The organism is Nostoc sp. NMS2, from assembly GCF_017115105.1.
Taxonomy (GTDB): Bacteria; Cyanobacteriota; Cyanobacteriia; order Cyanobacteriales; family Nostocaceae; genus Nostoc.
The window spans coordinates 12,880-37,713 of the sequence record NZ_JABXKH010000052.1 but is presented as its reverse complement, the minus strand read 5'-3'; the positions used below and the strand labels follow the sequence as shown (position 1 = coordinate 37,713).

General features: G+C 40.2%; 17 protein-coding genes and 1 pseudogene. 12 read left to right on the top strand and 6 right to left on the bottom strand.

Annotated elements, in window-relative coordinates; genetic code table 11:
* Nucleotides 1-67 precede the first annotated feature (67 nt).
* Nucleotides 68-289 (bottom strand): annotated as a pseudogene (locus tag HWQ36_RS09710) (IS630 family transposase); the annotation flags it as partial.
* 344 nt (nt 290-633) lie between these two features.
* On the opposite strand from HWQ36_RS09710, the gene HWQ36_RS09705 reads away from it, so the two are divergent.
* A complete protein-coding gene (locus HWQ36_RS09705; RefSeq protein ID WP_292701230.1) occupies nt 634-2,073 on the top strand; it encodes a hypothetical protein in 1,440 nt (479 codons plus the stop codon).
* 606 nt (nt 2,074-2,679) lie between these two features.
* Here the strand turns inward: HWQ36_RS09705 and phoU are convergent.
* From phoU to HWQ36_RS09690, 3 genes are read right to left on the bottom strand one after another with little or no spacing between them, the layout of a single operon-like run.
* A complete protein-coding gene (gene phoU / locus HWQ36_RS09700; RefSeq protein ID WP_292701228.1) occupies nt 2,680-3,348 on the bottom strand; it encodes a phosphate signaling complex protein PhoU in 669 nt (222 codons plus the stop codon).
* A 28-nt stretch (nt 3,349-3,376) separates the two neighbouring features.
* On the bottom strand, nt 3,377-4,696 hold the full coding sequence (locus HWQ36_RS09695) for an ATP-binding protein (RefSeq protein ID WP_292701226.1): 1,320 nt from the start codon (nt 4,694-4,696) through the stop codon (nt 3,377-3,379).
* A gap of 53 nt (nt 4,697-4,749) precedes the next feature.
* The gene (locus HWQ36_RS09690; protein WP_292701224.1) at nt 4,750-5,502 is read right to left on the bottom strand and encodes a response regulator transcription factor; all 753 of its coding nucleotides are present in this window, start codon (nt 5,500-5,502) and stop codon (nt 4,750-4,752) included.
* Between the two features lie 466 nt (nt 5,503-5,968).
* Here HWQ36_RS09690 and HWQ36_RS09685 point away from each other — a divergent pair, with 466 nt between their 5' ends.
* The 9 genes from HWQ36_RS09685 to HWQ36_RS09645 all read left to right on the top strand — a co-directional run bounded on the left by HWQ36_RS09685 (nt 5,969) and on the right by HWQ36_RS09645 (nt 20,939).
* Nucleotides 5,969-6,952, top strand: a complete 984-nt coding sequence (locus HWQ36_RS09685) for a hypothetical protein (protein WP_292701222.1) — start codon at nt 5,969-5,971, stop codon at nt 6,950-6,952.
* A 53-nt stretch (nt 6,953-7,005) separates the two neighbouring features.
* Nucleotides 7,006-8,085: a hypothetical protein gene (locus tag HWQ36_RS09680; protein WP_292701219.1), complete on the top strand. Its 1,080-nt coding sequence runs from the start codon at nt 7,006-7,008 to the stop codon at nt 8,083-8,085.
* A 93-nt stretch (nt 8,086-8,178) separates the two neighbouring features.
* Entirely contained in the window at nt 8,179-8,331 is a 153-nt protein-coding gene (locus HWQ36_RS09675; RefSeq protein ID WP_292701217.1) for a hypothetical protein, read from the top strand.
* Between the two features lie 682 nt (nt 8,332-9,013).
* Nucleotides 9,014-12,232: a PAS domain-containing protein gene (locus HWQ36_RS09670; protein ID WP_292701215.1), complete on the top strand. Its 3,219-nt coding sequence runs from the start codon at nt 9,014-9,016 to the stop codon at nt 12,230-12,232.
* 871 nt (nt 12,233-13,103) lie between these two features.
* A complete protein-coding gene (locus HWQ36_RS09665; protein WP_292701212.1) occupies nt 13,104-14,822 on the top strand; it encodes a fasciclin domain-containing protein in 1,719 nt (572 codons plus the stop codon).
* Between the two features lie 1,494 nt (nt 14,823-16,316).
* A complete protein-coding gene (locus HWQ36_RS09660) occupies nt 16,317-17,864 on the top strand; it encodes an FAD-dependent oxidoreductase (protein ID WP_292701210.1) in 1,548 nt (515 codons plus the stop codon).
* Nucleotides 17,865-17,887: 23 nt separating this feature from the next.
* Nucleotides 17,888-18,595, top strand: coding sequence for an actin-binding WH2 domain-containing protein (locus HWQ36_RS09655; protein WP_292701207.1), 708 nt, complete (start codon nt 17,888-17,890; stop codon nt 18,593-18,595).
* A gap of 117 nt (nt 18,596-18,712) precedes the next feature.
* Nucleotides 18,713-19,420: an actin-binding WH2 domain-containing protein gene (locus tag HWQ36_RS09650; protein WP_292701204.1), complete on the top strand. Its 708-nt coding sequence runs from the start codon at nt 18,713-18,715 to the stop codon at nt 19,418-19,420.
* Nucleotides 19,421-19,697: 277 nt separating this feature from the next.
* Entirely contained in the window at nt 19,698-20,939 is a 1,242-nt protein-coding gene (locus HWQ36_RS09645; protein ID WP_292701201.1) for a pentapeptide repeat-containing protein, read from the top strand.
* A 57-nt stretch (nt 20,940-20,996) separates the two neighbouring features.
* On the opposite strand, the gene HWQ36_RS09640 is transcribed toward HWQ36_RS09645, so the two are convergent.
* On the bottom strand, nt 20,997-21,164 hold the full coding sequence (locus HWQ36_RS09640; protein WP_292701199.1) for a hypothetical protein: 168 nt from the start codon (nt 21,162-21,164) through the stop codon (nt 20,997-20,999).
* 60 nt (nt 21,165-21,224) lie between these two features.
* Here HWQ36_RS09640 and HWQ36_RS09635 point away from each other — a divergent pair, with 60 nt between their 5' ends.
* Entirely contained in the window at nt 21,225-21,596 is a 372-nt protein-coding gene (locus tag HWQ36_RS09635; protein WP_114082919.1) for a DUF2358 domain-containing protein, read from the top strand.
* 990 nt (nt 21,597-22,586) lie between these two features.
* Complete coding sequence (locus HWQ36_RS09630; protein ID WP_292701193.1) at nt 22,587-23,339, top strand: hypothetical protein; 753 nt, start codon at nt 22,587-22,589, stop codon at nt 23,337-23,339.
* A gap of 212 nt (nt 23,340-23,551) precedes the next feature.
* Here the strand turns inward: HWQ36_RS09630 and HWQ36_RS09625 are convergent, their stop codons facing one another.
* Nucleotides 23,552-24,823 carry a ribulose bisphosphate carboxylase small subunit gene (locus HWQ36_RS09625; RefSeq protein WP_292701342.1) on the bottom strand — a complete coding sequence of 424 codons (1,272 nt, stop codon included), beginning with the start codon at nt 24,821-24,823 and terminating at the stop codon, nt 23,552-23,554.
* Nucleotides 24,824-24,834 lie beyond the last annotated feature (11 nt).

The following is a 24,834-nucleotide window of genomic DNA, read 5'->3' as shown; positions in this document are numbered from 1 at the left end:
CTGCCTGCTGCCTTCTGAACGGAGGTGGGTTTAAAACCCTTGTCTATTATCTCTGCGCGTTTTATATATTCAGAAGTCCATAACTTCCTTTATGTGCAGCAAGCTTTAAACCTTCAGTTCCCCTTTGAAAAAATGATTTTTTCCATTTACTGATGAAATAACTCGAAACACCCAGTGTTGGCATTGTTGCCTCATGGTTGTATACCAAGAGCAGTATATTAACTGCATTTGCGCGTTTAATTTCACCATTATATTGGCTGTTTTCAATAAACTTTGTTATTGATTCTATCCACATGATACAACTTGTACTTAGTCGCAAACATAACTTTAATGCTTTTTCAGTATTGTATCTTATCAGAAATGGTCTAAAATTGCTATACATCTCACGAATGATTTAAGATTACCATATTATTTTTTTGAGTTTTGCGAGTAATCATTAAAGATGTTCAGTTTTGCTACGTAACTTTATAGTACTATTGATTGGGATGTATTTAATCGTGTAAGATTCTTCAATGGCGAATAATTATCATTATGGATAATGATAATACAAGTGAAAATTTGATGGTAAATTGAGGTATTTCAGACCTGCAAGCTCAACATATAGCTATCAGTTTAAGTTGGGATTTAATTTTTATGCTTATGCTAAACGCAAACATATCTAACAGTAAAAAGAACCAAATATTGTTAGGGTTAGCCATATTTTTCTCATTAATATTATGTGGAGAATTAGCAATTAGAGCTTATTCTTTTTATCTTGATGCTTTAGGTAATTCTACAGGTCGATATTTACCTGATTTTCCTAAACATTTTGACCAAATAAGAACAGGTATAGAATACCTTTGTTTAAATATCATATATGTTCTGTGGCTAATAATAAACAAGAATAAAAAAACAGATGTAACCTTTATAAAAATATTAAGAAATAGTTCGTTTTTTCTATTAATTTCCTTCATAGCTTATCCCATAACTACTGATATCAATTTGTACATCCATTATGGTTTAATGTATTTAAATGGAATTAACCCTTTTATTAATCCTGCAAGCACATTTACCTCAGAATTGTCTCCATTTCTGGTTTGGAAACAGACTTCTACTTATGGGCCTATATCTCAACTCTTTTTTATGTTTTCCGCTCTTTTCGTTGCAATTATTCCTAGTTTAGGAATTTATGCATTTAAATTAATATGTCTTTTATTCCATATATTAAATAGTTACTTAATTTGGGGACATTTAAAAAACTCTCCTCATAAAATTAATGTAACAACTGCATATTTAGTTAGCCCATTGCTTCTGTATGAGCAGGTTACAAATGCCCATATAGATGTCTTAATTTCTACCATTTTAATTATTTTAATAATATGCCTGAAAAACTATAATTATCTAGCTGCGATTGTTACAGCTTGGATTGGTTTTCTAATTAAAACATTACCAATTGTTTGGTTGCCCTTAATTTTTGTTTATTTGATTAAACAACAACGTTGGAAAATTTTATTTAGTGCTATTTGTATCTCTGTAGCTATAATTTTTGCAACTTATCTGATAGCTTTACCTTCAGTCGATGCTTGGATAAGCCTTTTCAATCCTGGCGTTAAAGAAAGAGTAGGCGGTTCATTATATTCTTTGATTAAGAATGTACTGAGTATAAAAATTCTACACCTTCCTGTAATTTTCCAAGAAACTGTAGTCTCAATATCTAAACCTATAATCTTTTCTATATTTGTAGTTTCTTATTTGATTATTCTGGTAAAACCATATTTGAAAAAAACATATTCTACAACTACTTTTAGTATAAATATAGGATGGATTACCTTAATATTATTTTTGTTTGCTGCTCCTTGGTATTGCTCTTGGTATTCCTCTGTGCTGCTGGCAGTCGTAGCTTTAAACATAGATTCTAATTCAAAAAGATTCGTGATTACTAGCATAGTCTTCTGTACTAGCAGTACTGTTTTTAACTATCTACTACGAGGTATCCGACTGTGCGATTTTTTAACGGTTGTACCAACCTTAGCACTAATTATATTTTGGCTTGCAAGTGATATCCAAGCTCTAAAAAAGTCGCGGCAAAACTGAATCAAAAGCTACTATTTTTATAATTAAACAGTAAATAGTTTTTCTACCTGCTCATATAGATTTATGATTCTTCTGAGCTAGGAGACTGACAAGAAATAAATTATCCATCTTGTGGGGTGGGCCGAAAAGCCATTGGTGTCAACTTAAGTCAGAAAGCTTATTCCACGGTCATTTTACCCCACACGCCAGATGCTCCACTACAGCGCAACTCTTGGAGACGCTTTGCGTTAAGCGAAGCTATGCCGTTCGCGCAGCGTCTCGTAGAGAAGGCTTTACGCGCATCCTGCGGCGGGGGAAACCCCTGTTCCCGCACTGGCTCCCCTTAATCCCCTCCCCGTTCACGGGGAGGGGAGATTTTGTCGCTAGACAAAAGCGGGGTGGGGTTCCGACGACTTAATTGGTAATTGAGTAGGTTTAATATAACGTCATTGCGAGGGTTTCAGGTTAAGTTGACACCAATGGCATCGTGCCGCCCTAAATATAGGACGGGTGTTCGCGTAGCGGCACGTAGTGCGGATACCCATCCCACAAGAAAATTTGGGATGTTTTTTTATTTGTCAGTCCCTAGAGGTAGTGGCTTTAGCCTGTGGACTGATGAACCGTCAATTAAGAGCGTTGACCGGTGACAATATATGCTACCCTCTGGCCGATATTAGTTGCATGATCTGCCATCCGTTCCAGACAACGAATTGCCAGTGCTAGCAGCACAATTGGCTCGACTACACCAGGGACATCCCGTTGTTGGGCTAAAGTTTGATAAACGCGATCATAAGCATCATCTACAGTATCATCTAGGCGCTTTAAACGGCGACCACCGCCTTCATCGAAATCTCCCAAAGCTTTCAAGCTAGTTGCTAGCATCGCCTGCGCGTGAAGGGACATGGCTTCAATTTCAGATAAACACGGATGAGGCGCATAAGGAAAAATTTTAATCGCAATTTCAGCTAAATCCTCAGCATAATCGCCAATGCGCTCTAAATCTCGCACCAGTTGCATAAAGGCACTCAAGCAGCGCAAATCTTGAGCTGTAGGCGCTTGCAGCGTCATAATCGCCGTACAGTCTGATTCGATTTGCCGATAAAAGCGATCAATTTTTTTATCTAATAGAGGAAGTTCCTCAGCTGCTGTTAAGTTACGAGCAAATAACGCTTGGTGGCTGAGGCGAAATGATTGTTCTACCAAAGCACCCATGCGTAATACGTCCCGTTCTAAGCGCCTAATGGCGCGTGCGAGTTCGGGTCTTTGAGGATTGGAACCATAATGGACAGCTTTCACACTTGTTGTCTTAAAGGTGAAGATATTACTAACTATAGTCTTGGCTTAAAGAGTTTGCCATAACTTCAGGAAATTGAAGTTGCATCCACGCACCACCGCTTTCTGGATGGTTCATTGCTTTGATTGAGCCACCGTGGGCGATTAGAATTTGCTCAACGATCGCTAATCCTAATCCATTGCCAACGATCGCCCCAATGGAGTTACTATCTTGTGGGGAATGGGTTCGCGCCTTATCTCCTCGATAAAATCGCTCAAAAACGTGGGGTAAATCTGCCTCAGAAAACCCAACTCCAGAATCAATAAGATTTATTTCCAAAATTGGAGAAGTAGCATCATTATCTTTTGTTGATAAGATTTTCGCTTCAACGCGAATATTTGTAGAAGGAGGACTGTATTTAATACTGTTGTCTAGCAAGTTGAGAAAAACTTGGAAAATCCGGGCTTGATCTGCTTTAATCCAGAGATTTTCTGGGCCAGAATAAGAAAGAGATAGATGTTGGCGCTGTGCTAGCGGTTCTAGTGTTTCCCAAACAGATGTAATTAGCGATCGCAATTCTACAGCTTTGGCTTGCAATTGCATGGTTGGGTTTGCTTCCATTTGGGTCAGGTCTAACCAGCTTTGCACTAAGTTAATCAGCCGATCAACTTCCTGCATTAAACGGTTAACCCAGCGATTTAGAGGTGGTTCCAAGCGGATTTGTAAAGTTTCCACAACCAAGCGAATCGAGGTCAAGGGCGTTCTGAGTTCGTGGGCTAAATCAGAAAAAGAGCGATCGCGTATTTGATTTATGTCTAATAGGGGTTGACGATTTTCTAAAAATACTCCTACTTGTCCATTGGGTAAAGGCAAACTAGATGCCCGCAAAGCCAGAGATTTTATTGTTGGCATCTCTGCTGCATCATCACAAGATGGATGAAATATCCATTCTCCCATCTGTGGTTTTTGGCGATCGCGAGTTTGCTCAATTAAATGGTCAAGTTCGTAAGACCGTACTAACTCTAGTAGTAAGCGTATTTCTTCTGGTTGCCACCTTTGCAGATACAAAATTTCCTGCGCCTGCCGATTACACCACAGCAGCTGATTTTCCTCATCTACCTGCAAATATCCTACTGGTGCAAAATCTAGCAAGTCTTGGTAAGTTTGCAATGACTGCTGCAAATCTTGCCGTTGCTGTTTCACCATTGCTATTTCCTGCCATAACCCAGGAATCAGCAGCAGTCCCATCTTGTCAGAATGCGAGGTTAACGGTCGGAATAAGCGCCCCAGGTAGCGGTTAAGTCGAACCTGTTGCCAAATCCAAAACCCAATGCCTACCGCTAAACCCAGAAAAAATCCCAATAAAAGCATTTGAGTTGTTAGTTTGTTGGTGACTACTAAAAACTAACAACTATCTAAACTAATTATCCAAACCTATAGCCAAAACCTCGTACAGTCACAATATATTCGGGATGACTGGGGTCTTGCTCTAATTTTTCGCGCAACCACCGAATATGAACGTCTACGGTTTTACTATCACCAACGAAATCCGGCCCCCAAACCTGATCTAATAATTGTTCCCGCGACCATACCCTCCGGGCATAACTCATAAACAATTCCAGCAAGCGGAACTCTTTAGGTGAAAGACTCACCTCTTGCCCACGAACCAGCACCCGACATTCTTGAGGGTTCAAGCTGACATCCTTGAATTTTAATACTGGTAGTTGTGGTAAATTACTTAGACGTTGGCGGCGGAGTAAAGCGCGACAACGAGCTACTAACTCACGCATACTAAAAGGTTTGGTTAGGTAGTCATCTGCTCCCACCTCCAACCCCAAAACGCGGTCAGTTTCACTACCTTTAGCACTGAGCATTAAAATCGGTACTGGGTTTCCTTGATGACGCAGCAAACGGCATATATCTAGCCCATTGATTTGCGGCAGCATCAAATCAAGAATGATCAAATCAAAGGGAACTTCCCCTGAGTTTGTTTCAAAACTTTTGAGATATTCTACAGCAGATCGGCCATCGCGTGCAGTTATCACCCCGTAACCTTCCTCTTCCAGGGCTACAGCTAGCATTTCCTGGATTAATTCTTCATCTTCTACTACTAGAATACGGCTGGTTTGTCCAATGTCCGTTCTGGCAGAATATTTGGTCGATTCAGTGGTATACATTGATATCACAAAAGTCTGGGACTGTGGCTGTATCAATTAGCATGATTAAACCTATTATCTCGCCTTAGTGCAACGGCACTTCTGCTAGGGTTAATTCTTTTAGATTTTCTTTACAAAAAGTAACACACATCACATCACCCTTCTAAATCACTGTGACTGCCAGCTTTTAATGCTTTGTTGTGTGGCGTAATTATATAAAGCATTATCTTGACAAGAAGAGATGAGGTTAGGTATATTTATTGTAGTACAAAATTACTATAAAGTCTCAAAGGGAAAACTATACCTGAAAAATAGAAGGACATATCTGTGGAAAATTCGTACCACTTAAGTATCCTATATCGATGATTTCAGTATTTCCACTGCGTTAAAAATGTTGATTTAAAGGCTACTCTGATGTCTGCATAGGGTAGTCATTGGTATGGCTTGCTACCCAATAAATCATTTGCCTATTGAAGGGAGTTGGAAGATGACTACAGTTGGAGTCAAGGACAGCAAACAACAACTAATGCAAGCATTTCAACAAATTATTATCCAAAGAAAAAAGCTGGAATCTAAAATAGCAACCAAACAAGAGGAAGCAGACAAGGCAAAAAGTCAAGAAATTCTGCAAGCAGCTTCTGCATATACCGTTGATAGTATTGTCAAAGGTTTAGCTGATTTACAATTGGAGTTTGGCAGTATTCTCAATGCATTATCTGAAAAACTAGCTCAGGAAAATTCTAAGTTAGATGAATTAAACCGAGCTATAGAAATTGAAACTCAACGTTTACAAGAACTTCAACAAATCAGAGTTGTAGCGGATACTCTAGACATTTTAAGTCAAGAACACCAAGAAAAATTAAAAACCCTAGAACAAGATACTATCAGCAAAAGGGAAGCACTAGAAAAAGAAATTACAATTAGGCGAAAAGAATGGCAAAAAGAGCAAGGTGAGTATGAAGAAAAACTCCAAGAATATAACGATTTATTAGCCAAGGATCGTCAGCAAGAACAAGAAGAATCTCAGTATAAGTTAGAAACTACTCGTAAACTCAATACCGATAGCTACGAAGCAATAAAGCGCCAACAGCAAAGAGAAATACAAGAGAATTCTCAAAAGAAAGAGAAAGATTGGGCACAACGAGAAAAGATATTTGCTGAACGCCAACCCTTGTTTGCAGACTATGAACAAAAGGTAACTACATTTCCTAACGAACTGGAAGAAGCCGTTAAGAAAGCTAGAGAAGAAGCAATTAAAGAAACAAGCCAAAAAGCTAAAATTGAGGCTGATTTATTTGAGAGAGAATGGGAATCTAACAAACAGAGTTATGAACAAAAAATTCAATCTCTGGAAGAAACAATTAAGAAACAGTCTGAGCAAATAGAAGGTATCTCTGCTCAATTGCAAACTGCATTAAAACAAGCACAAGACTTAGCTATGAGGGCTTTTGGTAGTTCTAACCCTAAATAGTTACGAGTCTGTAGCATCTTAACCATTTTTAATTCCTGAAGAGGAGGTTTGTCGTGGTGGTGAAAAAGCCGACTGATAAGAATACTAAAGTAGAAATTCTTCAGGCGTATGAGGAGTTAGTTAAAGAAAAAGCAGCACTGAAATCGGAACTTGAAAAAGTTGCTAAAGAAAACCAATCTGGAACTAAAGAACAGCCTAAATTAGAACAAAAAACAGCTATGAATCAGCTTTCTAGTGTCCAACAGAAGATGAACAATACAATTGAAAGCTTGGCAAAGATTCAATTAGGTTTTGGCAGTGCTGCTAATGAATTATCGGAACAGCTAACCACAAAAGCCTCTAAGTTGGAAGAAATCAGGCGAAATTTAGAAGAAGAAATCCAACAATTAACACAGCTGCACAATTTAGAAATTTCTGATGATATCTTGGATACTCTCATCCAAGCTTATGAAGATAATACGAAAGCTTATCAGGAAGAATATAGCCAGCGTTATGAAGTGTTATTCCAAGAAATACTAGAGCAAAGAAATACTTGGGGAAAAGAACAGGAGGAACAGCAACAGGCGATAAAAGAACGAAATGAAAACTTGAATAAAACTCGGCAACGCGATGCATCAGAGTATAAGTATAATTTAGAACTCCAACGACAACTGCAAAGTGACGAATACGAACAAGAGCAGAAAGCACTATATAAACAACTAGAAGAATTATTACAAGAGACAGAGAAACAGTGGGCTGAACGAGAGAAAGCAATTTCTGAAAGAGAGAAACAATTTGAAGAATTAAAAGCTAAGGTAGAGGCTTTCCCGAAAGATAAAGAAGCAGCTATCAAAAAAGCTATAGAAGAAGGCAAAGGCATCGCCCACTACCAGGCGAAAGTAAAATCAGATTTATATTCTAAGGAAGTGGAAGGGCAAAAGCGTTTTTATGAACAAAGACTGCAATCTCTAGAACAAACTATTAATAATCAAGAGACGCGGATTCAAAATCTTTCTAAACAACTTGAATCTGCTCTCAAGCAAGTTCAGGATTTGGCAGTTAAAGCTATTGAAGGTAGTTCAAATGTTAATTCATATCAGGCTATTAAAGAAATAGCTTTAGAACAGGCAAAGACTCAAGCGAAAAATAAATAATATCGATTATTTTTGAGGTTGCATAGAGCAAGGGGCTTAAGCTCCTTGTTTTATCGAACAGAATTCAGGAGTCAGGAGTCAGGAGTCAGAATAATGCCTCCGGCACGCTCCGCGAACAGAATTCAGTTGAATATTTTGTACGACTGGCGGATGAATAATAGGCGTTTTTCCACCCCTACCAAACAAGAAAATTTGGTGGTACAACAATTCAGTCGCGGAGCTGAATCCCTGACTGATGGCTACTGAGCGACTCGTGCCGAGCGGAGTCGAGGTAAGCCGAAGTATTGATTCTGAATTCAGAATTCTTCTTCGATTTTATGACAATTGTAGAGACTTAATTTAAATCTTTATAGCGGTTCTCGCTTCGGGGAAACAGGGTAGTTTCATACAAAAAAAGAAAAAGAAAAAGACATAAGTCTTGATTTCTCGTTTTGTGGCATAGCTTTTTACCCCTCTCCAAACCTCTCCCCGAAGCGGAGAGAGGCTTTGAAACCCAGTTTTAGTTTTTCTCTATGAAACACCCTACTCCCCTCAAGCGAGGAGGGGACTATGATGTATTTTGTATGATTAGGAAATATATTTTTATTCGGTTTTCTTTGGTTTTTTGATGTCTGGGGGAGGTTGTAGTTTCTTCTTCTTTGTTCCGGTAGCCTGGGTTTGCTGAAATGCTTGATTAGACTTTGGCTCTTGACTAGACATAATATTAAATTTTAAAATCTACGACAATATTATCTACATCACGGGTATTGTAGATTACAGAAATATATCACAAAAAATTTAAGTTTAACTAAATTAGACTTATCGGCAAATGCGAAAGCCGACTAGATAGTAATATTTTTGCCTAAAAATGGAAGAAATAGGGCTAAAATCTATGTGAGTATAAGCCTCTGAATCTTAAATTAACTTTAAATTTATTTAACTTTACAGAATGCCAGACGCGGAAAAGTCCCGAAACCAGCTGGCTAATGAAAAGCTGCTGCATCGGCAAGTTAGTAAAAAAGCAAATTATTCGCTCTTAGCCAGTGGAGAAGAGGGAATGTTGCTTCAGTTGGCGGATGGTACTATCCAGGCTTGCAATGCAGCTTGCGATCGCATTTTGGGATTAACCGCAGAACATCTGGTAGGGCAAAATTTGCTAGATCCCAAGTGGCAATTTCTTCATGAAGATGGCTCTCCTTTAGCTAATGAAACTCACCCAGCGATCGCTGCTCAGAAAACAGGTAAACCTTGTTTAAATGTGGTGTGTGGCTTTTATAAGCCAAATGGTGAGCTAGTCTGGCTATTATTATCTTCACAACCTCTGTTCCAAGCGGGAGTAAACACTCCCTTTGCGATCGTCACAACTTTTTCGGAGATTACAGAATTTAAGCAGGCACAACTTGATGAAGATACTCAACAAGTTGATGCAAATGAATCTCAGATACTGTGGGATAGTCAACGTTTGTTCCAACAAATTGCTGGTACTCTTCCGGGGATACTTTACATATATGACCTCATTGAGCAGCGAAATTCTTATGTTAATTACGAAATTGCTCAAGGTTGGGGCTACACACCAGCAGAAATCCAGGCAATGGGAAAGGATTTATTTACCCAACTTCTACACCCTGAAGATTTGGCTCAACTCCCTGCTTATTTTGAAAGATTTAATTCTGCCCGTCAGGGCGAAGTCTTCAGCTTTGAGTACCGAATTCGACACGCTAATGGAGAGTGGCGTTGGTTTTGTAGCTATGACACTGTATATAGCAGAACTGTTGAGGGATTCCCAAAATATCTTTTAGGCATTGCTTTTGATATTACAGAGCGACGACACATAGAAATTTCGCTGCGGCAAAGTAACGAAAGGTTTGAGCTAGTAGCTGCGGCGGTTAATTGTCTAATCTATGACTGGGAAATTCACAGAAGTAGTGTGGAAAGAACTCAGGGTTTAACTCAGGTTTTTGGCTACACACAACAAGAAGCTGAACCTACCTTCGAGTGGTGGCAACAACTCATCCACCCCGATGACCAACAAAGAGTTAACGACCAGTTCATGGCTAATATGGCCAATGGCAACCGTTATAGCATTGAGTATCGAATCCGTCACAAAGATGGCCGCTATTTATGGGTGCAAGACCAGGGGTTTGCTGTTCGGGATGCAAATGGTCAGGTAGTTAGGGTAGTTGGTGCTAGTACTGATATTACCAAACAGCAAGCTGCGCTACGCGAACGCCAGCAAATTGAAACAAACCTGCGCGAGAGTGAAGAACGGATTCGGTTAGCCACTACTGCTGCGGAACTGGGTATGTGGTTTTGGGATATTACCACCAACGAGTTAGTTTGGACAGAGAAATGTAAGGAGCTATTTGGACTAGCCCCAGAAGTCGAAATGGACTATGAGCTTTTCCTCAACTGCATACATCCAGAAGATCGTCAAGGCCTGAATGAAGCGATCGCTCGCTGTTTTCAGGAAAAGGTTGAGTATGACATTGAATACCGCAGCCTTTGGTCTGATGGTAGCATTCATTGGATTGCTGCTAAAGGTCGTGTTTTTTACAATGCCGACGATCAGCCAGTTCGGATGATGGGTACTTCTCAGGATATTACTGGGCGCAAAGAGATAGAAAATAATTTGCGCCAGCGTGAAACTCAATTAAGGCGCTTAGTTGATTCCAATATTATTGGCATTATGTTCGCCACACCTGACTATATTACTGAGGCGAACGAGGCTTTTTTAGAAATGGTGGGTTATACGCGAGAGGAACTATTAGCAGGTAAAGTACGCAGAAAACAGATGACTCCACCGGAATATCACGCTCTTGATCGGCAGGGGATAGAGCAACTTTTAACGGTTGGAGTATGTAATCCTTTTGAAAAAGAATACATCCGCAAAGATGGTTCGCGCATTCCTATACTAATTGGTGGTGCTTTGGTAGAGAAAAATCCGCCATCTTGGATCTGTTTTATTCTGGACTTAACCCCAAGGAAGCAATTAGAAAAGACACTTAGACAACAAGCAGAGGAACTCAAACAGGCAAACCGAAACAAAGATGAGTTTCTCGCCATTCTCTCCCACGAATTGCGATCGCCACTCAACCCCATTTTAGGTTGGTCATCGCTACTCAAAAGCCGCAAATTTGATGAAGCTACTACCAATCGCGCCTTAGAAACCATCGAAAGAAATACTCAATTGCAGATTCAATTAATTGATGAGTTGCTGGATGTATCCCGAATTATTCGCGGTAAGTTGAACCTGACTTTTGCCACTGTTAACCTAGCATCTGTAATTGATGCTGCATTAGAAACAGTCCGGTTAATAGCAGAAAGCAAATCCATCCAGATAAAAATACAGCTTGACCCTAATGTTGGTAAAGTGTCAGGCGATTATTATCGCTTACAGCAAGTTGTAGGAAATTTACTCTCGAACGCTGTCAAGTTCACTCCCTCTCATGGATCTGTGGAAGTCAGCCTCTCATCAAGTGGGGAATTGACTTCTCACTCAGCACTGATTCAAGTTAAAGACACTGGACAAGGGATTTCCCCTGAATTCTTACCCCACGTATTTGAATATTTTCGTCAAGCCGATAGCAGTACAACCAAAAAATTTGGTGGGCTGGGATTGGGATTGGCAATAGTTCGCCACCTGGTAGAGTTGCATGGTGGAACTATAACAGCAGCTAGTCCAGGAGAAGGACAGGGAGCAATTTTTACTGTGAGACTGCCTGTGATGAAAGAGAGTAGGGGAGATGAGGAAACTGGGGGAGGCGGGCAAAAATTTAACTCGTTAGCGATCGCCGGACTACGGATATTGATTGTTGATGATGATGCTGACACACGGGAGTTTTTGCACTTTTTGCTACAACAGAATGGGGCAATAACAACTGTTGCAGCATCGGTAACTGAGGCGCTGGCTGTCATAGTCAAGACCATACCTGATGTATTAATCAGTGATTTAGGAATGCCAGAGATGGATGGCTACAGCCTGATTAGGCTGCTGAGGGCTATGCCAAAGAAAGAGGGAGGGGAAATTCCGGCGATCGCTCTTACGGCTTATGCGGGAGAAAGCGATCGCGATCGAGTTTTAGCAGCTGGTTTTCAGAAACATCTTGCCAAACCAGTACAACCAACTGAATTAATAACCTCAATTGCAGATTTGCTAGGGCAAAGATAAGTAACGCTTCTGACTGGCTCAAAATGCGAAGAGACGTTGCACTTCTATGAAATTCCAACAGGACTTACGCAAAACTTTAGCCAAAACCTTTATTTTCAGGTAGGAGCAATTCATCAATTGCCCTACTGCGTGTAGGTTTGCATGAGTCCTATCAAAAATCCTAGTTTATCCTTGGATTGATTTTCATAAAATTGTCTTTTGTAAAAGAATAATTCCGAGGTAAAAATCTTGGCGCAATCATGCCCCAAATTTGGGATTGCGATCGCTAATTTTCAGTCTAGTATTGGAATTTTTTCTCTCAACGACAACTATCTAAAGAGTGAAAGTTTTTTATCAGAATCCAGCCATTAGTTAGTTGTATAATTACGATAAAAGACTAATAATACATCATATCGCCAACACCCATTGCTATTTCTTAAATCTTGTTAAAGATCGTGATGCATTGAGCTTGACGGTATTGACCCTCGTCGGCAATTATAAAGAAACGGCTATTAAAAGCCAACTTTCTTACTGCTTGACTGCGATTTTAGAAGTGATAAAATCGCCTACTCGCACTAATTATCTTTATTGTTGCAACTTAGTATATTACCACAGAATCACTGCTTATCATTATTAGTGTTATCTGCGGTTCTTTAAAAATCAAATAGGAATATAATACTATTTGTGGTGAACATTTGGATAAATGTGATGAGATGTCAGAGCAGCTACTCATAATGTCCAACATTTGGATTTTCCAGAGTTAACGGTTGTATTTGTGGTTCCCATCCATAGCGATGTAAACTAAGCAATCATCTGGATATTTGTATTAACTTAACCTTGCATCCAGTATTTTCCAATAGTCAATCCAAGAATTTCAAAAGAGGATATTTCCATGTTTAGTTTTTTTCGTTGGCCATCAGCAAGGGTTGCTTTACTAGTTGTGGGAATGACAGCTGCTACAATAACTCCCATCGTAATTTCTACCCCAGCTTCATCTCAAAGTACCGTTCCATCTGACACACCATCCCCTGCAACACCATCTCCTGCAACACCATCTGCAACACCATCACCAACTTCAACAGTTAACTTATCTGATGTTTCCTCAGATTATTGGGCGCGTCCCTTCATTCAAGCCCTAGCTGACAATAACGTGATTGCTGGCTTTCCTGATGGCAGCTTCAGACCAAATCAAGCCGTTACTCGTGCTGAATTTGCCGCCCTGATTCAAAAAGCTTTCCCTAACCAAAACCGAATTCGGCAATTAAGCGCAGGTGGATTTCGTGATGTTCCTGCTGGCTATTGGGCATCTTCTGTAATTCAGTACGCCTACGAAACTGGATTTTTGGCAGGCTATCCTGGGAACGTGTTTTCGCCAAATCAACAAATACCCAAGGTACAGGCGCTCGTTGCTTTAACGAGTGGTTTGGGCTTAACTGCTAGCAGCACTGGAACCAGTACTGACCTCAACACCTACTACACCGACGCTTCAAGTATTCCGCAGTATGCGGTTGCTAGTGTTACTAGTGCAACCCAATCCAATATTGTTGTTAATTATCCAGATGTAAAACAACTCAATCCCCAACAACCTCTAACTCGTGCTGAAGCTGCGGCACTCTTATATCAAGCTTTGGCTAAACAGGGACGAGTGCAACCCATTGCTAGCAATCTTCCAGCTAGTCAGTATGTTGTCGGTGGAACTCAAACCGGTAGCGATATTGTGACTCTTGCTTCATCCAGTAGTTCTCTAACAACTCTGACTTCTTTATTAAAGACAGCTGGCTTAACAGATGTTCTTCAACAGCCAGGCCCTTATACAGTCTTCGCTCCCACCGATCAAGCATTTGCTGCTTTACCTGCTGCTACCTTACAGCAGTTACAGCAACCAGAAAACAGACAAGCATTGATTAAGATTTTGACATACCATGTCGTTCCTGGTGCAGTCACTTCTAGTCAACTCACGGCTGGGGAATTGAAAACTGCTGAAGAAAAACCTGTAAATATTCAGATCGATCGCGCTAGCAATCAAATCTCGGTGAATAATGCCAGAGTTATCCAGGCGGATGTTAAAGCTAGCAATGGGGTTATCCATGCAATTAACCAAGTCCTTGTCCCACCTGATGTTAATATCAGTCAGTTAAATCAACCACCAACAGGAAATGCAGATGGGACAACGCCTGCTGTTACACCAGGTAGAACTACTCTTGGTGGCCCTAGCTATATAGGGGTTGCTGGTAACATTGGTTTGAGCGGCAACGATACAGCGTTGAGCGATGGTAACTTTGCAGTAATCAGTAAAATTGGTCTGACACGCAATATCTCAGTCCGACCATCAGTGCTGTTTGGGGACAATACAGAGTTTCTGGTTCCCTTGACTTTGGATTTTAGACCTCGCGCAGCCGGTGAGGTAGGTAGCGAAACCTTCTCTATATCTCCTTTTATCGGTGCTGGTGTAGCCATTGAAGTTAATAACGATACTGATTTTGGATTACTGCTAACTGGTGGTGTAGACGTTCCTCTCGGTTCTCGATTTACGGTGACGGGTTCTGTAAACGCTGCTTTTATGGATCAAACTGACGTAGGGCTACTATTAGGACTTGGCTACAACTTCTAAGTAAACATAGAATTAGATCCCCCTAAATTCCCCTTAAAAAGGGGGACTTTGAGAGGTTTTTGTCCCTAAATTAGATCCCCCTCAATCCCCCTTAAAAAGGGGGATGAGGGGTTTTTGTCCGTCCTTAAAAAGGGTACGGTGTACACACATCTCTCTACAAAACCAAAATGTTATAGATCCTCCTAAATCCTCCGATAAATTGGAGGACTTTGACTCCTATTCCCCCCTTTTTTAAGGGGAGCCAGCGCGGTCTTGGGGTCTCCCCCGCCGCAGGATGCGCGAAGCGCTGTAGTGGAGCGACTGGCGTGGGTTAGGGGGGATCTAAACGCTGTGAGGCAACTCTCAAAAACTTGTGTGTACACCGTAGCTTAAAAAAAGGGGTTGGGGGTATTTAAGACTTTAAAAACACGCCCTACTCCTATAAATAAAAAGAGAGTGGGAGGAAGCATATCAGTTAGCTTTCAAACTCCCACTCTGCCATTTGCTGCTGAAGTGAACAGGAATGTATACAGACGTTGCCCGTTATTTAGGGGCTAATGCGTATCTCAACAACAACGTCCATACGTATTTAATATTCCTGTTGCAGCAAATGCCAAACCTGATTATTGATATTTATCTGCTGATAAAAATACTCTGCAAATAATTTAGTAGAGATAGTTTTTTGTAAATCACTTAGTAAATAAATAGTATTTTACAAAATGGATTTGCTTGTATGGTAGTCCCTGATAAAAAACCCTTGAAGTCGTTTATCTTTGTACAATTTAACTTGGGTAATCACAATGTGGTTGCCATTTTGGCAGGTTTTTAAATTTTCTAATTTGGGTATTTTTTTGCTTTAGCAGAGGTAAAAAGTTAAGGCTTGAGGGGTTTTACCCCCTATTTATTAAGCAAGAGTCTTATGGAATTTGCTAATACAGTTTCACTGTCATAATGATACAAATACCTTGGTAAGGGCATAGTCAAATTTAGAGGATGCTTGAAAGGTCTTCTTGTCAGTATCAAAAGTTTTAGATCCCTCTAAATTTCTCTTAAAAAGGGGGACTTTGATTCCGATTCCTATCTTTTTAAGGGAGGTTAGGGGACAATACGGTTCGGTTAAGGCAAGAAACGCGATAAATCGCCGTCAAGACAAAGGATTGATTATTGTAAAGATGGCGATTTATCGCGTCTTTGCGATCTAGGGCGTGTCATCAAAAAACCTTATCCGAACCGTATTGGGTTAGGGGGGAGCTAAAAGTGTTTATAGTCACAGCGAAATACTTTTCAAACAACCACTAAGGTTAAAAAAACCCCCAAGAATCGACTAAGCAAAAGACGGCGAAGACAGCTATCACCATGTTGAAAGGGATATTTACAGGCTTACCTGCGATCGCATCGCTGGTTGAAGCTGGTAATAAATTATTGCCTGCGATCGCAAAATTATTCGGTTTGGGATAAGGCGTTGCTCCAGCAAAGATACGATCAATACTAGTAACTTTGCTGGAATCAAACCCGATGTCTTTAACTGAAGAAATTCTTTCCCAATTACCAGGTGATGTTTTAGGAGGGTTGCGTCAAGGCGATCGCATCCTCACATCTTTGAGAGAAAACACCGCACCTGTGCCAACGTTAGTTAAAGAAAGTCAACAGCCTTTAGGCGTTGTCGATTTCGATGTGCTGATCTGTGGTGGCACTTTAGGTATTTTAATTGGTTGCGCCTTGGCGGTGAAAGGACTGCGGGTAGCATTGATGGAACGGGGTATTTTACGGGGGAGGGAACAAGAGTGGAATATCTCTCGGAAAGAATTAGATGTATTTGTGGAATTAAACTTGCTGACTGAGGATGAATTAGAAACTGCGATCGCAACTCAATATAACCCGGCGCGAGTTAGTTTTGATGGCGGTACAGAAGTTTGGGTAGAAGATGTCTTGAATATCGGCGTAGATCCAGTTTATCTACTGGCTACCTTGAAAACGCGATTTCTCGCATTGGGTGGAAAGTTGTTAGAAAATACACCCTTTACTGAAGCGGTGGTTCATCCAGATGGGGTGATGGTAAATAACCAATTCAAAACTCGGTTATTAATTGACGCGATGGGACATCTTTCACCCATCACCCAACAAGCACGCCAAGGCAAAAAACCAGACGCGCTGTGCTTGGTTGTGGGAAGTTGTGCCCAAGGTTTTGCGGAAAATAGCTCAGGCGACTTGTTATTATCATTTACACCTTTGCAAAATCAATGTCAGTACTTCTGGGAAGCCTTCCCAGCCAGGGATGGCAGAACTACTTACTTGTTTACCTACATGGATGCACATCCCCAACGTTTGAGTTTAGAAGCTCTATTTGAAGAATATCTGCGTCTCCTACCAGAATATCAGGGAGTGGAATTGAGCAAACTAAAATTTCAACGGGCGTTATTTGGCTTTTTTCCTACCTATCGTCAAAGTCCTCTCAAAACCCCTTGGAATCGCATTCTACCAGCCGGAGACAGCAGTGGTAGTCAGTCTCCCTTGAGTTTTGGTGGTTTTTGGGCAATGGTGCGTCACCTGAAGCGTTTAACTTATGGCATTTACGAAGCGCTAGAAACAGAACAATTATCTGCAAAAGCTTTAGCGCTGCTGCAACCCTATCAGCCGAGTCTAAGTGTTACTTGGTTGTTTCAAAGGGCGATGAGTGTTGGTATAAATCAAAAAATTGCCTCAGATCAAATTAACCAACTCCTCTCGGCGGTATTTCAGGAAATGCAACAGTTGGGTACACCAGTGTTAAAGCCATTTTTACAGGATATAGTGCAGTTTTCAGCACTAACACAAACACTGTTAAAAACTGGTTTATCTCATCCGGGAATAGTTGCCAAGATCATTCCGCAAGTAGGTTTAGGAAGTTTGTTAGATTGGATGGTGCATTACGGTAATTTAGGTGTATATACTGCCTTGTTTTGGCTAAATCCAATGTTAGAAACATGGATTAAGAATCAACCAAATGAACAACAATATTATTGGCATCGTTTGGTTGATGCCTGGAAGTATGGTTCTGGCGGTGATTACTCAGATGAAACTTAGAATTTTACTTGTGTGAGGATAACATGATTGAACGGAAATCATTAGGAATCAAATACTTTGCAGTGCTGATTGGATTCCTGCGCGATCGCCCAGGTTTTCTAGAGGAAGTTCGCCAAGGTACGAGATTACCAACTAAAATCATTTCTCTGCTGGTTTGCAGTTCCTTATTTCTCGCCGCGTATGGCGGAATCATTGGTGCATACCATAGCTGGATGCAAGCTTTGTCTTCCGCCATTAAACTCCCAGCCCTTTATTTAATCACACTCCTAATTTGTATCCCAACGTTGTTTTTTGCTAATATTATTTTTGGTTCCAAGCGGACTTTTGGACAGCATTTAGCATTAGTATTGACTGCGGTTTCAGTCACAAGCGTACTTTTATTTAGCTTTGCACCAATTACACTGTTTTTCTTGATTACCACGAATAATTACCAATTTTTAATTCTGTTAAATGTATTCATATTCGCATTAACTGGATTTATTGGTGTTTCGTCTTTATATCAGGCCACGAGTTTAGTTTTAGAACAAGATAATGAAGGTAGCAAGACACGCCAGAAAATTTTACAATTTTGGCTATTTCTTTACGCTTTCGTAGGTAGTCAGTTAGGATGGACTCTCAGACCGTTTTTTGGCACACCGGGTTCTACCTTTGAGCTATTCCGCGAAAGAGAAGGTAATTTCTATTTGAGCGTTATTCAAGCTATTGGCTATCTTTTTGGAATCCGTAATTAGTCAGATAATTTTGGATTTTGGATTTTGGATTTAGCCCACGGATAAATCTGCTTGCTATGTACCATCAATGAATAATTAGTCATTAGTAATTCAGCAAAATATAGAACATACAAATTTATGCTTGATAAGAAAAATCGCGGAATTCAACAATTTGGTGTTTTGGTTAATTTATTGCGCGATCGCCAGTCTTTCTTGGAAGAGATTCGGATGGGAATAAGATTACAAAATAAAATCAGTTCTTTGTTTGTATCTAGTTCTATCTTCTTTGCTCTTTATGGAGCAATTATCGGTGCATCCCACAGTTGGGCACAGGCATTATCCGGTGCTATTAAACTTCCGGTATTCTATTTAATCACACTGATTATTTGTTTCCCGACGTTGTTCTTTTTTAATGTTTTGTTTGGTTCTCGGAGCAGTATTTTACAGCATTTCGTTGTATTACTCACATCTGTATCAGTGATTAGCGTACTTTTATTTAGCTTGGCACCAGTTACGCTATTTTTTCTGATCACTACACCCGATTCTTATCAATTTTTCAAACTGTTGAATGTATTAATTTTTGGTATTACAGGCATCTTTGGTGTGAAATTCCTGTATGAAGGAATGCAATTACTTTCTCAACAAGATGAAGTCGGCAAAAAAACGCGCACCACTATTTTAAGATCCTGGTTATTGCTATATGCCTTTGTTGGTATGCAGTTAGGATGGTTTCTCAGACCGTTTTTTGGTGCCCCTGACTCTAAATTTGAGTTATTTCGCGCTGTAAAAGGCAACTTTTATCTAGATATTGTAGCGGCGATTTCCGAAATTTTAGGTTTGCGTTAACATATTGCGGAATTAAGGGAAAACGCGATAAATCGCCGTCTTTACAATAATCAGTCTTTTGTCTTGACGGCGATTTATCGCGTCTTTGCGATCGCAAACAAGCCAAAAAAGCCCCGCAGTTCAGAGGATGTTTGCAAAATAAGTTATCAGAGATTTTATAGATAATTTCTATGGAGTACATTTAAGGATATGTTAAGTAGTTCCGTGTTTGTACGCTATCAGATATTTACGGATGCTCTTAAAATCAACCTAAATTTATTTCCGTAAGGAGTCAAATATGAAGACTTATAACATGTCTTTCATAAAGACAAATGGACTCACGATTTTGTTGGTATTTATCTCAGTTATATTTATTTTTTCCTTAACTCTAATTTTTTCATTATTTGAAAATATTCAAGGATTTTCAAATAATGAAAAAATAGAATATATCACTCAAGCTTTAACAACTATTGCGATAATTATTGGAGGACTAGCATTAATTATTAATGCTTACTATACATCCAGACTATCTTTGGATGAGAATCAGAGCCTGTTAACGCAAATCCTTGCTGGGACACTAGCTTGGGATAACAACATAGTAACTAGTATCAATTACAAGCAACCAACTCCACAAGAAATTGTTCCCGAACGCTTTTCTAAAGCAATCGAACAACTAGGAAATGAAAAAATTGAAACGCGGTTTGCCGCAATTTATGCTTTAGAACGAATTGCCAAAGATTCTCCGAAAGACCATTGGACAATTATGGAAATTCTCGCTGCTTTTATCCGCGAAAATGCTCCGGTAAATCAAAAATATGAGGACGAGTCACAGGTATCATCAAAACTTCCTACAGATATTCAAACAGCGATAACTGTCATTGGGCGACGCGATTCACATAAAGATCCGGTAAATCAAAAACTAGATTTACGTAATACAGACCTCAGTAATGCAGACTTAACCGAAGCTAACCTCTCTAGGGCGATTTTCGTAGGAGCCAACTTACAATGGGTGAATTTTACACAAGCAAATCTCTCGGAGGCAGACCTATCAGTAACCAATCTTTGTGGGTCAGTCTTCTATGAAGCAAATCTCTCTAAGGCAACCCTTTCAGAAGCCAATTTGCAAGGCGTAATTCTCAGAAAAGCAAATCTATCAAAGGCAATTCTTTATGATGCCAACTTGGAAGGGACAATTCTTTGTGATGCCAACTTGGAAGGGGCAACTCTTTGTGATGCCAACTTGGAAGGAGCAATTCTTTGTGATGCCAACCTCTTTGAAGTCAACTTCGAGGGTAGCAACCTCCAAGATGCAAACCTGATTGGCAGTAACCTGCAAAACGCAAAACTTGCTGGAGCCAACTTAGAAGGCGTGTTACTGAGTACAGCTAATCTGCAAGATGCCAACCTCCAAGAAACTAATCTCTTTAGGGCAAACTTGAGCGGATGTGAGAACCTAGAATTACAGCAGATTGAACAGGCATTTGGCGATCGCACAACAATCTTACCGGAAAATCTGAACATACCCCAACATTGGCGTTAACAAAAAGCCCAAGCGAACGAAATTTACAGTTACAGAAACAAAGTCCGCCTCCGCAGACTAGAGGAAATTAAGGTTTTTTAACCCGCGCAGGCGGGTTTTGTTCGTATAGTTAAAGCAAGAGACGCGATAAATCGCCGTCAAGACGAAAGACTGATTATTGTAGAGACGGCGATTTATCGCGTCTTTGTGATGATTTATCGCAAAGATGCGATCTAGAATTTTCATCAAAAAACCTTAACCGAACCCTATTGTATCAGCCAGGACATCGAATATAAAGCGATTATTATGGATATCATTGAAATCCTCAAAGAAGACTATCAAAGATTCCCAGTCAATCAAACTTACAGCATTTACGCTCCAGACGTTTATTTTCAAGACCCACTGAATAAATTTCGTGGTGTTAAACGTTATCAAAAAATGATTAATTTTATCCAAACTTGGTTTTTAGATCCCAAGATGGACTTACATAATATTCAACGTTTAGGAGACACAATCAAAACTGAGTGGACACTCAGTTGGAATACTCCTCTCCCCTGGAAGCCACGGATTTCTATTCCTGGTTGGAGTGAATTAGGTCTCAACTCTGATGGTTTGATTGTCTCCCATATCGATTATTGGAATTGTTCACCCTTAGACGTGGTGAAGCAGCATTTCTAGCGCTTCTGGGTTGAGTCCAATACAGAATAGCCGAAAATACCCCACCCGTGCTGTCGCGCACCCTCTCCTTGTCAACTAAGGTGTACACACAAGTTTTGTAGAGTTGTTCCCAATCCGCTTGGGTTAAGCATTTCTTTTTTCTCTCTGCGGACTCTGCGCCTTGGCGGTTCGTTAAAAAATTGACTTCGATCGCAGAGTTTTAGCCTTAACTGAACCGTATTGGAGTTGTTCCATAGCGTTTAGAAGGCTACGGTGTATACACAAGTCCTAAAAACCTAGCTTGATGAAGTTTTGCTGTTTTGCTCGTTCCCATACTCCGTATGGGAATGCATTCATATAGGTTGATGCCTCAATGTATCGCTTGAGGCAGAGCCTCTAATCAGTTATTCCCGCGCTCTGCATCGAAAAAATAAGAGGAAATCGAGCCAATATCGTGATATTCATCACTAATAAGCAATTGCCCAAAAAACCAGATTCAATATCTGAATTAAGAGAAATTACCCAGATTAATGTATTAGTTTTATTAGAAATAAAATTATTCACGATTTTTACTGAACCAGAAAACAGCTTGACTAAGCCAAACTAACTTTAGAACGCTATTTAAGGAATATATCTATGTCCCGTCCAAAACGTACATCACATATTCTATAAAGACCTGACTTGAGATCGGCTCGACTCAAAGCAATGGATTCAAGCTTCTAATCAGAGAGATGGAAAAGGAACAAATACTAATCTTTAAGAGAGCATCTAGATTCTGAATTCAGAATCAATCTATTCAATGATGCTCTTTCGATAAGAAAGGTTTATATACAGTTAATACCATGCAATTTAATGCATATTATGTTATGCATTTTGTAGTCTAGCATCATTTTTTGTCATGCTGAAAATGCTGCTATCTGCGACTTTCAACAATTTTACTTGTCTAAACTCTCATTAGAGTTTATAGTAATACGGTGTTTTTCCCTTACAATTTCTCGGCAGATTTATATCATGATTTATTCTCAAAAATTGCAGAAGTATTTGGCAGGTTTATCTTTATCTGCATTACTAGTAGCTGATTTAGTCATCACCCAAAAAGTCCCTCCAGCTTTTGCCGAAACGGTAAATTCATCTATCGGTAGTGCTGTAACATTCAGTTGTAATGATAGTGAAGCGACAATCAAAGCTAAAAATGGCCCCAGAGTAGTTAATGGAAGTTCAGCCTTTTACATTGGTTATCAGCAAGTCTCATCTAATAACAAAAATCCTATAACTATCCGTTTTAATAATGGGATTAAAACATGGTGTAGGACTGATTACGAAACAACAAATGACGACGGTACAGGCTACGGATTGTATTGGAGTGGGGGGAATGTTTTATATGGCGTTTACTCTGCCACTGGCAGTCAGACCGGTAGTGATTTTCGCCGCTTTGCAACTGGGCGTTGGTTGTCTAGCTATGGTAGTGGAGGCGGGCCAAAAGTCGCAGTTATAGCCCGGATTAATCCAGCCAATGGCGAGGTTTACTATGCTACATTTTTAACTGCTAAAAAGGCGGATAATGGAAATACAAACTCTTTAGTTGTCAGAAGCCTATCATGGGATGGCACAAATTTAACTGTGCAAGCAAAGTCATGGTGGACTCCCCGCCGCACTAATACCAACTCCATGACTTGCTCTGGTGCATCACCTTATATATATACAGCAGTATTCACTGGCGATTTAACAAGGGTTAACTCGGCTTCAGCTGCTACCTGTAGTTAAGGTATAAGGATTCAGCTATCAAATTTAGGACTTACGTAAAACTACTGGTAAATCAAGGTTTGGGCTATTTTTTGCGTAAGTCCTGAAATTGAGGAAGCATATTTTTTCCAGTTGTTTGAGATTGACAAAAGCGTAGGCGTAGCCCGCACTTCGACTTCGCTCAGTGACCGTCGTAGACATCGCTCTTTCTTATCTTTCTCAATTATCTATTCCTAATTTTTCCCATCTGGACGCTGAATAATCGTCTCCACTACCCGCCGCTTGGCTTTCGGATCGATACCTACTAAGCGCACGTACTCACCGCTATATTCTGCCAGAGTTGCTTCTAAGTTTGATATTGCATCAGACTCTGCATCAATATGGCTATGAACACAAGTTTGCCATGAACCTGTGCGGAAGCGGCGCTCATCTACGTGTTCAATGCTGATTTTGTAACCTTGAGACAATAGTTGCCTAATTTGAGCTTGTGTATCTATGCTCAAATATGGACTCGCTACTTCCTGTTTTTGGAATCCATTAGTTTTTGCTTCTTGAGTTGCACCATTCTTTGACGGCTGATTAATTGGTATCGCAGCAGGTGGTGCAGATTGAGAATTTCTACCTCGATTGAGTCGATTGTAATCATCAACCAAATGGGAATTTTCCACCCGTTTTTGTTCGCCAACGAGGAAGTTACCAGACTCGATTAAATGAGACAGCCTGAAATCTGGCTTTTTGAATTCTGGTGGCCCTTCAGTGCTGTTAACCACACTCAAGGATACTTGCTCAAAACCTACTTTATGAATGTAGTTGCGGATTTGTTCGTCATAAATGCGCGATCGCAAAGCGCTAAAAAAGTCAATGGACTGATTGACAAAAGTATCAACTAACTGTTCAACTTCCTTTTGTGAGAGTCCATCCGGTTCAAAAATCCCCTTAACAATTCCCACTTTGTCGTCTCTGTCTGGTTCCCAGTAGAATTTCTCCATCCGTCCATCCCGAATTAACGGTGCATAGAGAGTAGAGAAATCATTACCTGTGACAATAATCGGTACACGATGTAAAGGCGTGGAATCATAACTTCCAGGCAACTGTACATCTGTGGGATTATCAGCAATATTCATCAGTGTGGCATTCACCAACTGCGTATTTACAGTATATTGAGTGCCTTCATCAAAGCGTCCAGCCCCCGCATCTAAATCGTTAATCATCAGTACACACATTTTGCCGCGTACTTTGATCAGTTCTGCTGTCTCCCGATAGCGCAGCCGAATCAACCGCGCTGGATCTCCTGCATCTGGACTTTCTAATTCGCCGCCAGATACATGAGTTACCTCGATACCCATTTTCTCGAAGACTAATTGACATTGAAATGTTTTGCCTTCTCCTTTGCGTCCGTGAATACCTAAAATCACGGGAACTCGCACGCCAGGAAGCTTTAGAAAGTTTTTAGTGATGTGGACAGCCAGTTTGTCCAAAAAGCGGGGAGCGATGTAATAACCCATAAAATTATCTT

Excerpts from the sequence above, each read along its gene's own strand:
- HWQ36_RS09705 (WP_292701230.1), top strand. The coding sequence starts at position 634 with ATGCTTATGCTAAACGCAAACATATCTAACAGTAAAAAGAACCAAATA.
- HWQ36_RS09695 (WP_292701226.1), bottom strand. The coding sequence starts at position 4,696 with ATGCTTTTATTGGGATTTTTTCTGGGTTTAGCGGTAGGCATTGGGTTT.
- HWQ36_RS09690 (WP_292701224.1), bottom strand. The coding sequence starts at position 5,502 with ATGTATACCACTGAATCGACCAAATATTCTGCCAGAACGGACATTGGA.
- HWQ36_RS09685 (WP_292701222.1), top strand. The coding sequence starts at position 5,969 with ATGACTACAGTTGGAGTCAAGGACAGCAAACAACAACTAATGCAAGCA.
- HWQ36_RS09675 (WP_292701217.1), top strand. The coding sequence starts at position 8,179 with ATGCCTCCGGCACGCTCCGCGAACAGAATTCAGTTGAATATTTTGTAC.
- HWQ36_RS09670 (WP_292701215.1), top strand. The coding sequence starts at position 9,014 with ATGCCAGACGCGGAAAAGTCCCGAAACCAGCTGGCTAATGAAAAGCTG.
- HWQ36_RS09665 (WP_292701212.1), top strand. The coding sequence starts at position 13,104 with ATGTTTAGTTTTTTTCGTTGGCCATCAGCAAGGGTTGCTTTACTAGTT.
- HWQ36_RS09660 (WP_292701210.1), top strand. The coding sequence starts at position 16,317 with ATGTCTTTAACTGAAGAAATTCTTTCCCAATTACCAGGTGATGTTTTA.
- HWQ36_RS09655 (WP_292701207.1), top strand. The coding sequence starts at position 17,888 with ATGATTGAACGGAAATCATTAGGAATCAAATACTTTGCAGTGCTGATT.
- HWQ36_RS09650 (WP_292701204.1), top strand. The coding sequence starts at position 18,713 with ATGCTTGATAAGAAAAATCGCGGAATTCAACAATTTGGTGTTTTGGTT.
- HWQ36_RS09645 (WP_292701201.1), top strand. The coding sequence starts at position 19,698 with ATGAAGACTTATAACATGTCTTTCATAAAGACAAATGGACTCACGATT.
- HWQ36_RS09640 (WP_292701199.1), bottom strand. The coding sequence starts at position 21,164 with ATGAAAATTCTAGATCGCATCTTTGCGATAAATCATCACAAAGACGCG.
- HWQ36_RS09635 (WP_114082919.1), top strand. The coding sequence starts at position 21,225 with ATGGATATCATTGAAATCCTCAAAGAAGACTATCAAAGATTCCCAGTC.
- HWQ36_RS09630 (WP_292701193.1), top strand. The coding sequence starts at position 22,587 with ATGATTTATTCTCAAAAATTGCAGAAGTATTTGGCAGGTTTATCTTTA.
- HWQ36_RS09625 (WP_292701342.1), bottom strand. The coding sequence starts at position 24,823 with ATGGGTTATTACATCGCTCCCCGCTTTTTGGACAAACTGGCTGTCCAC.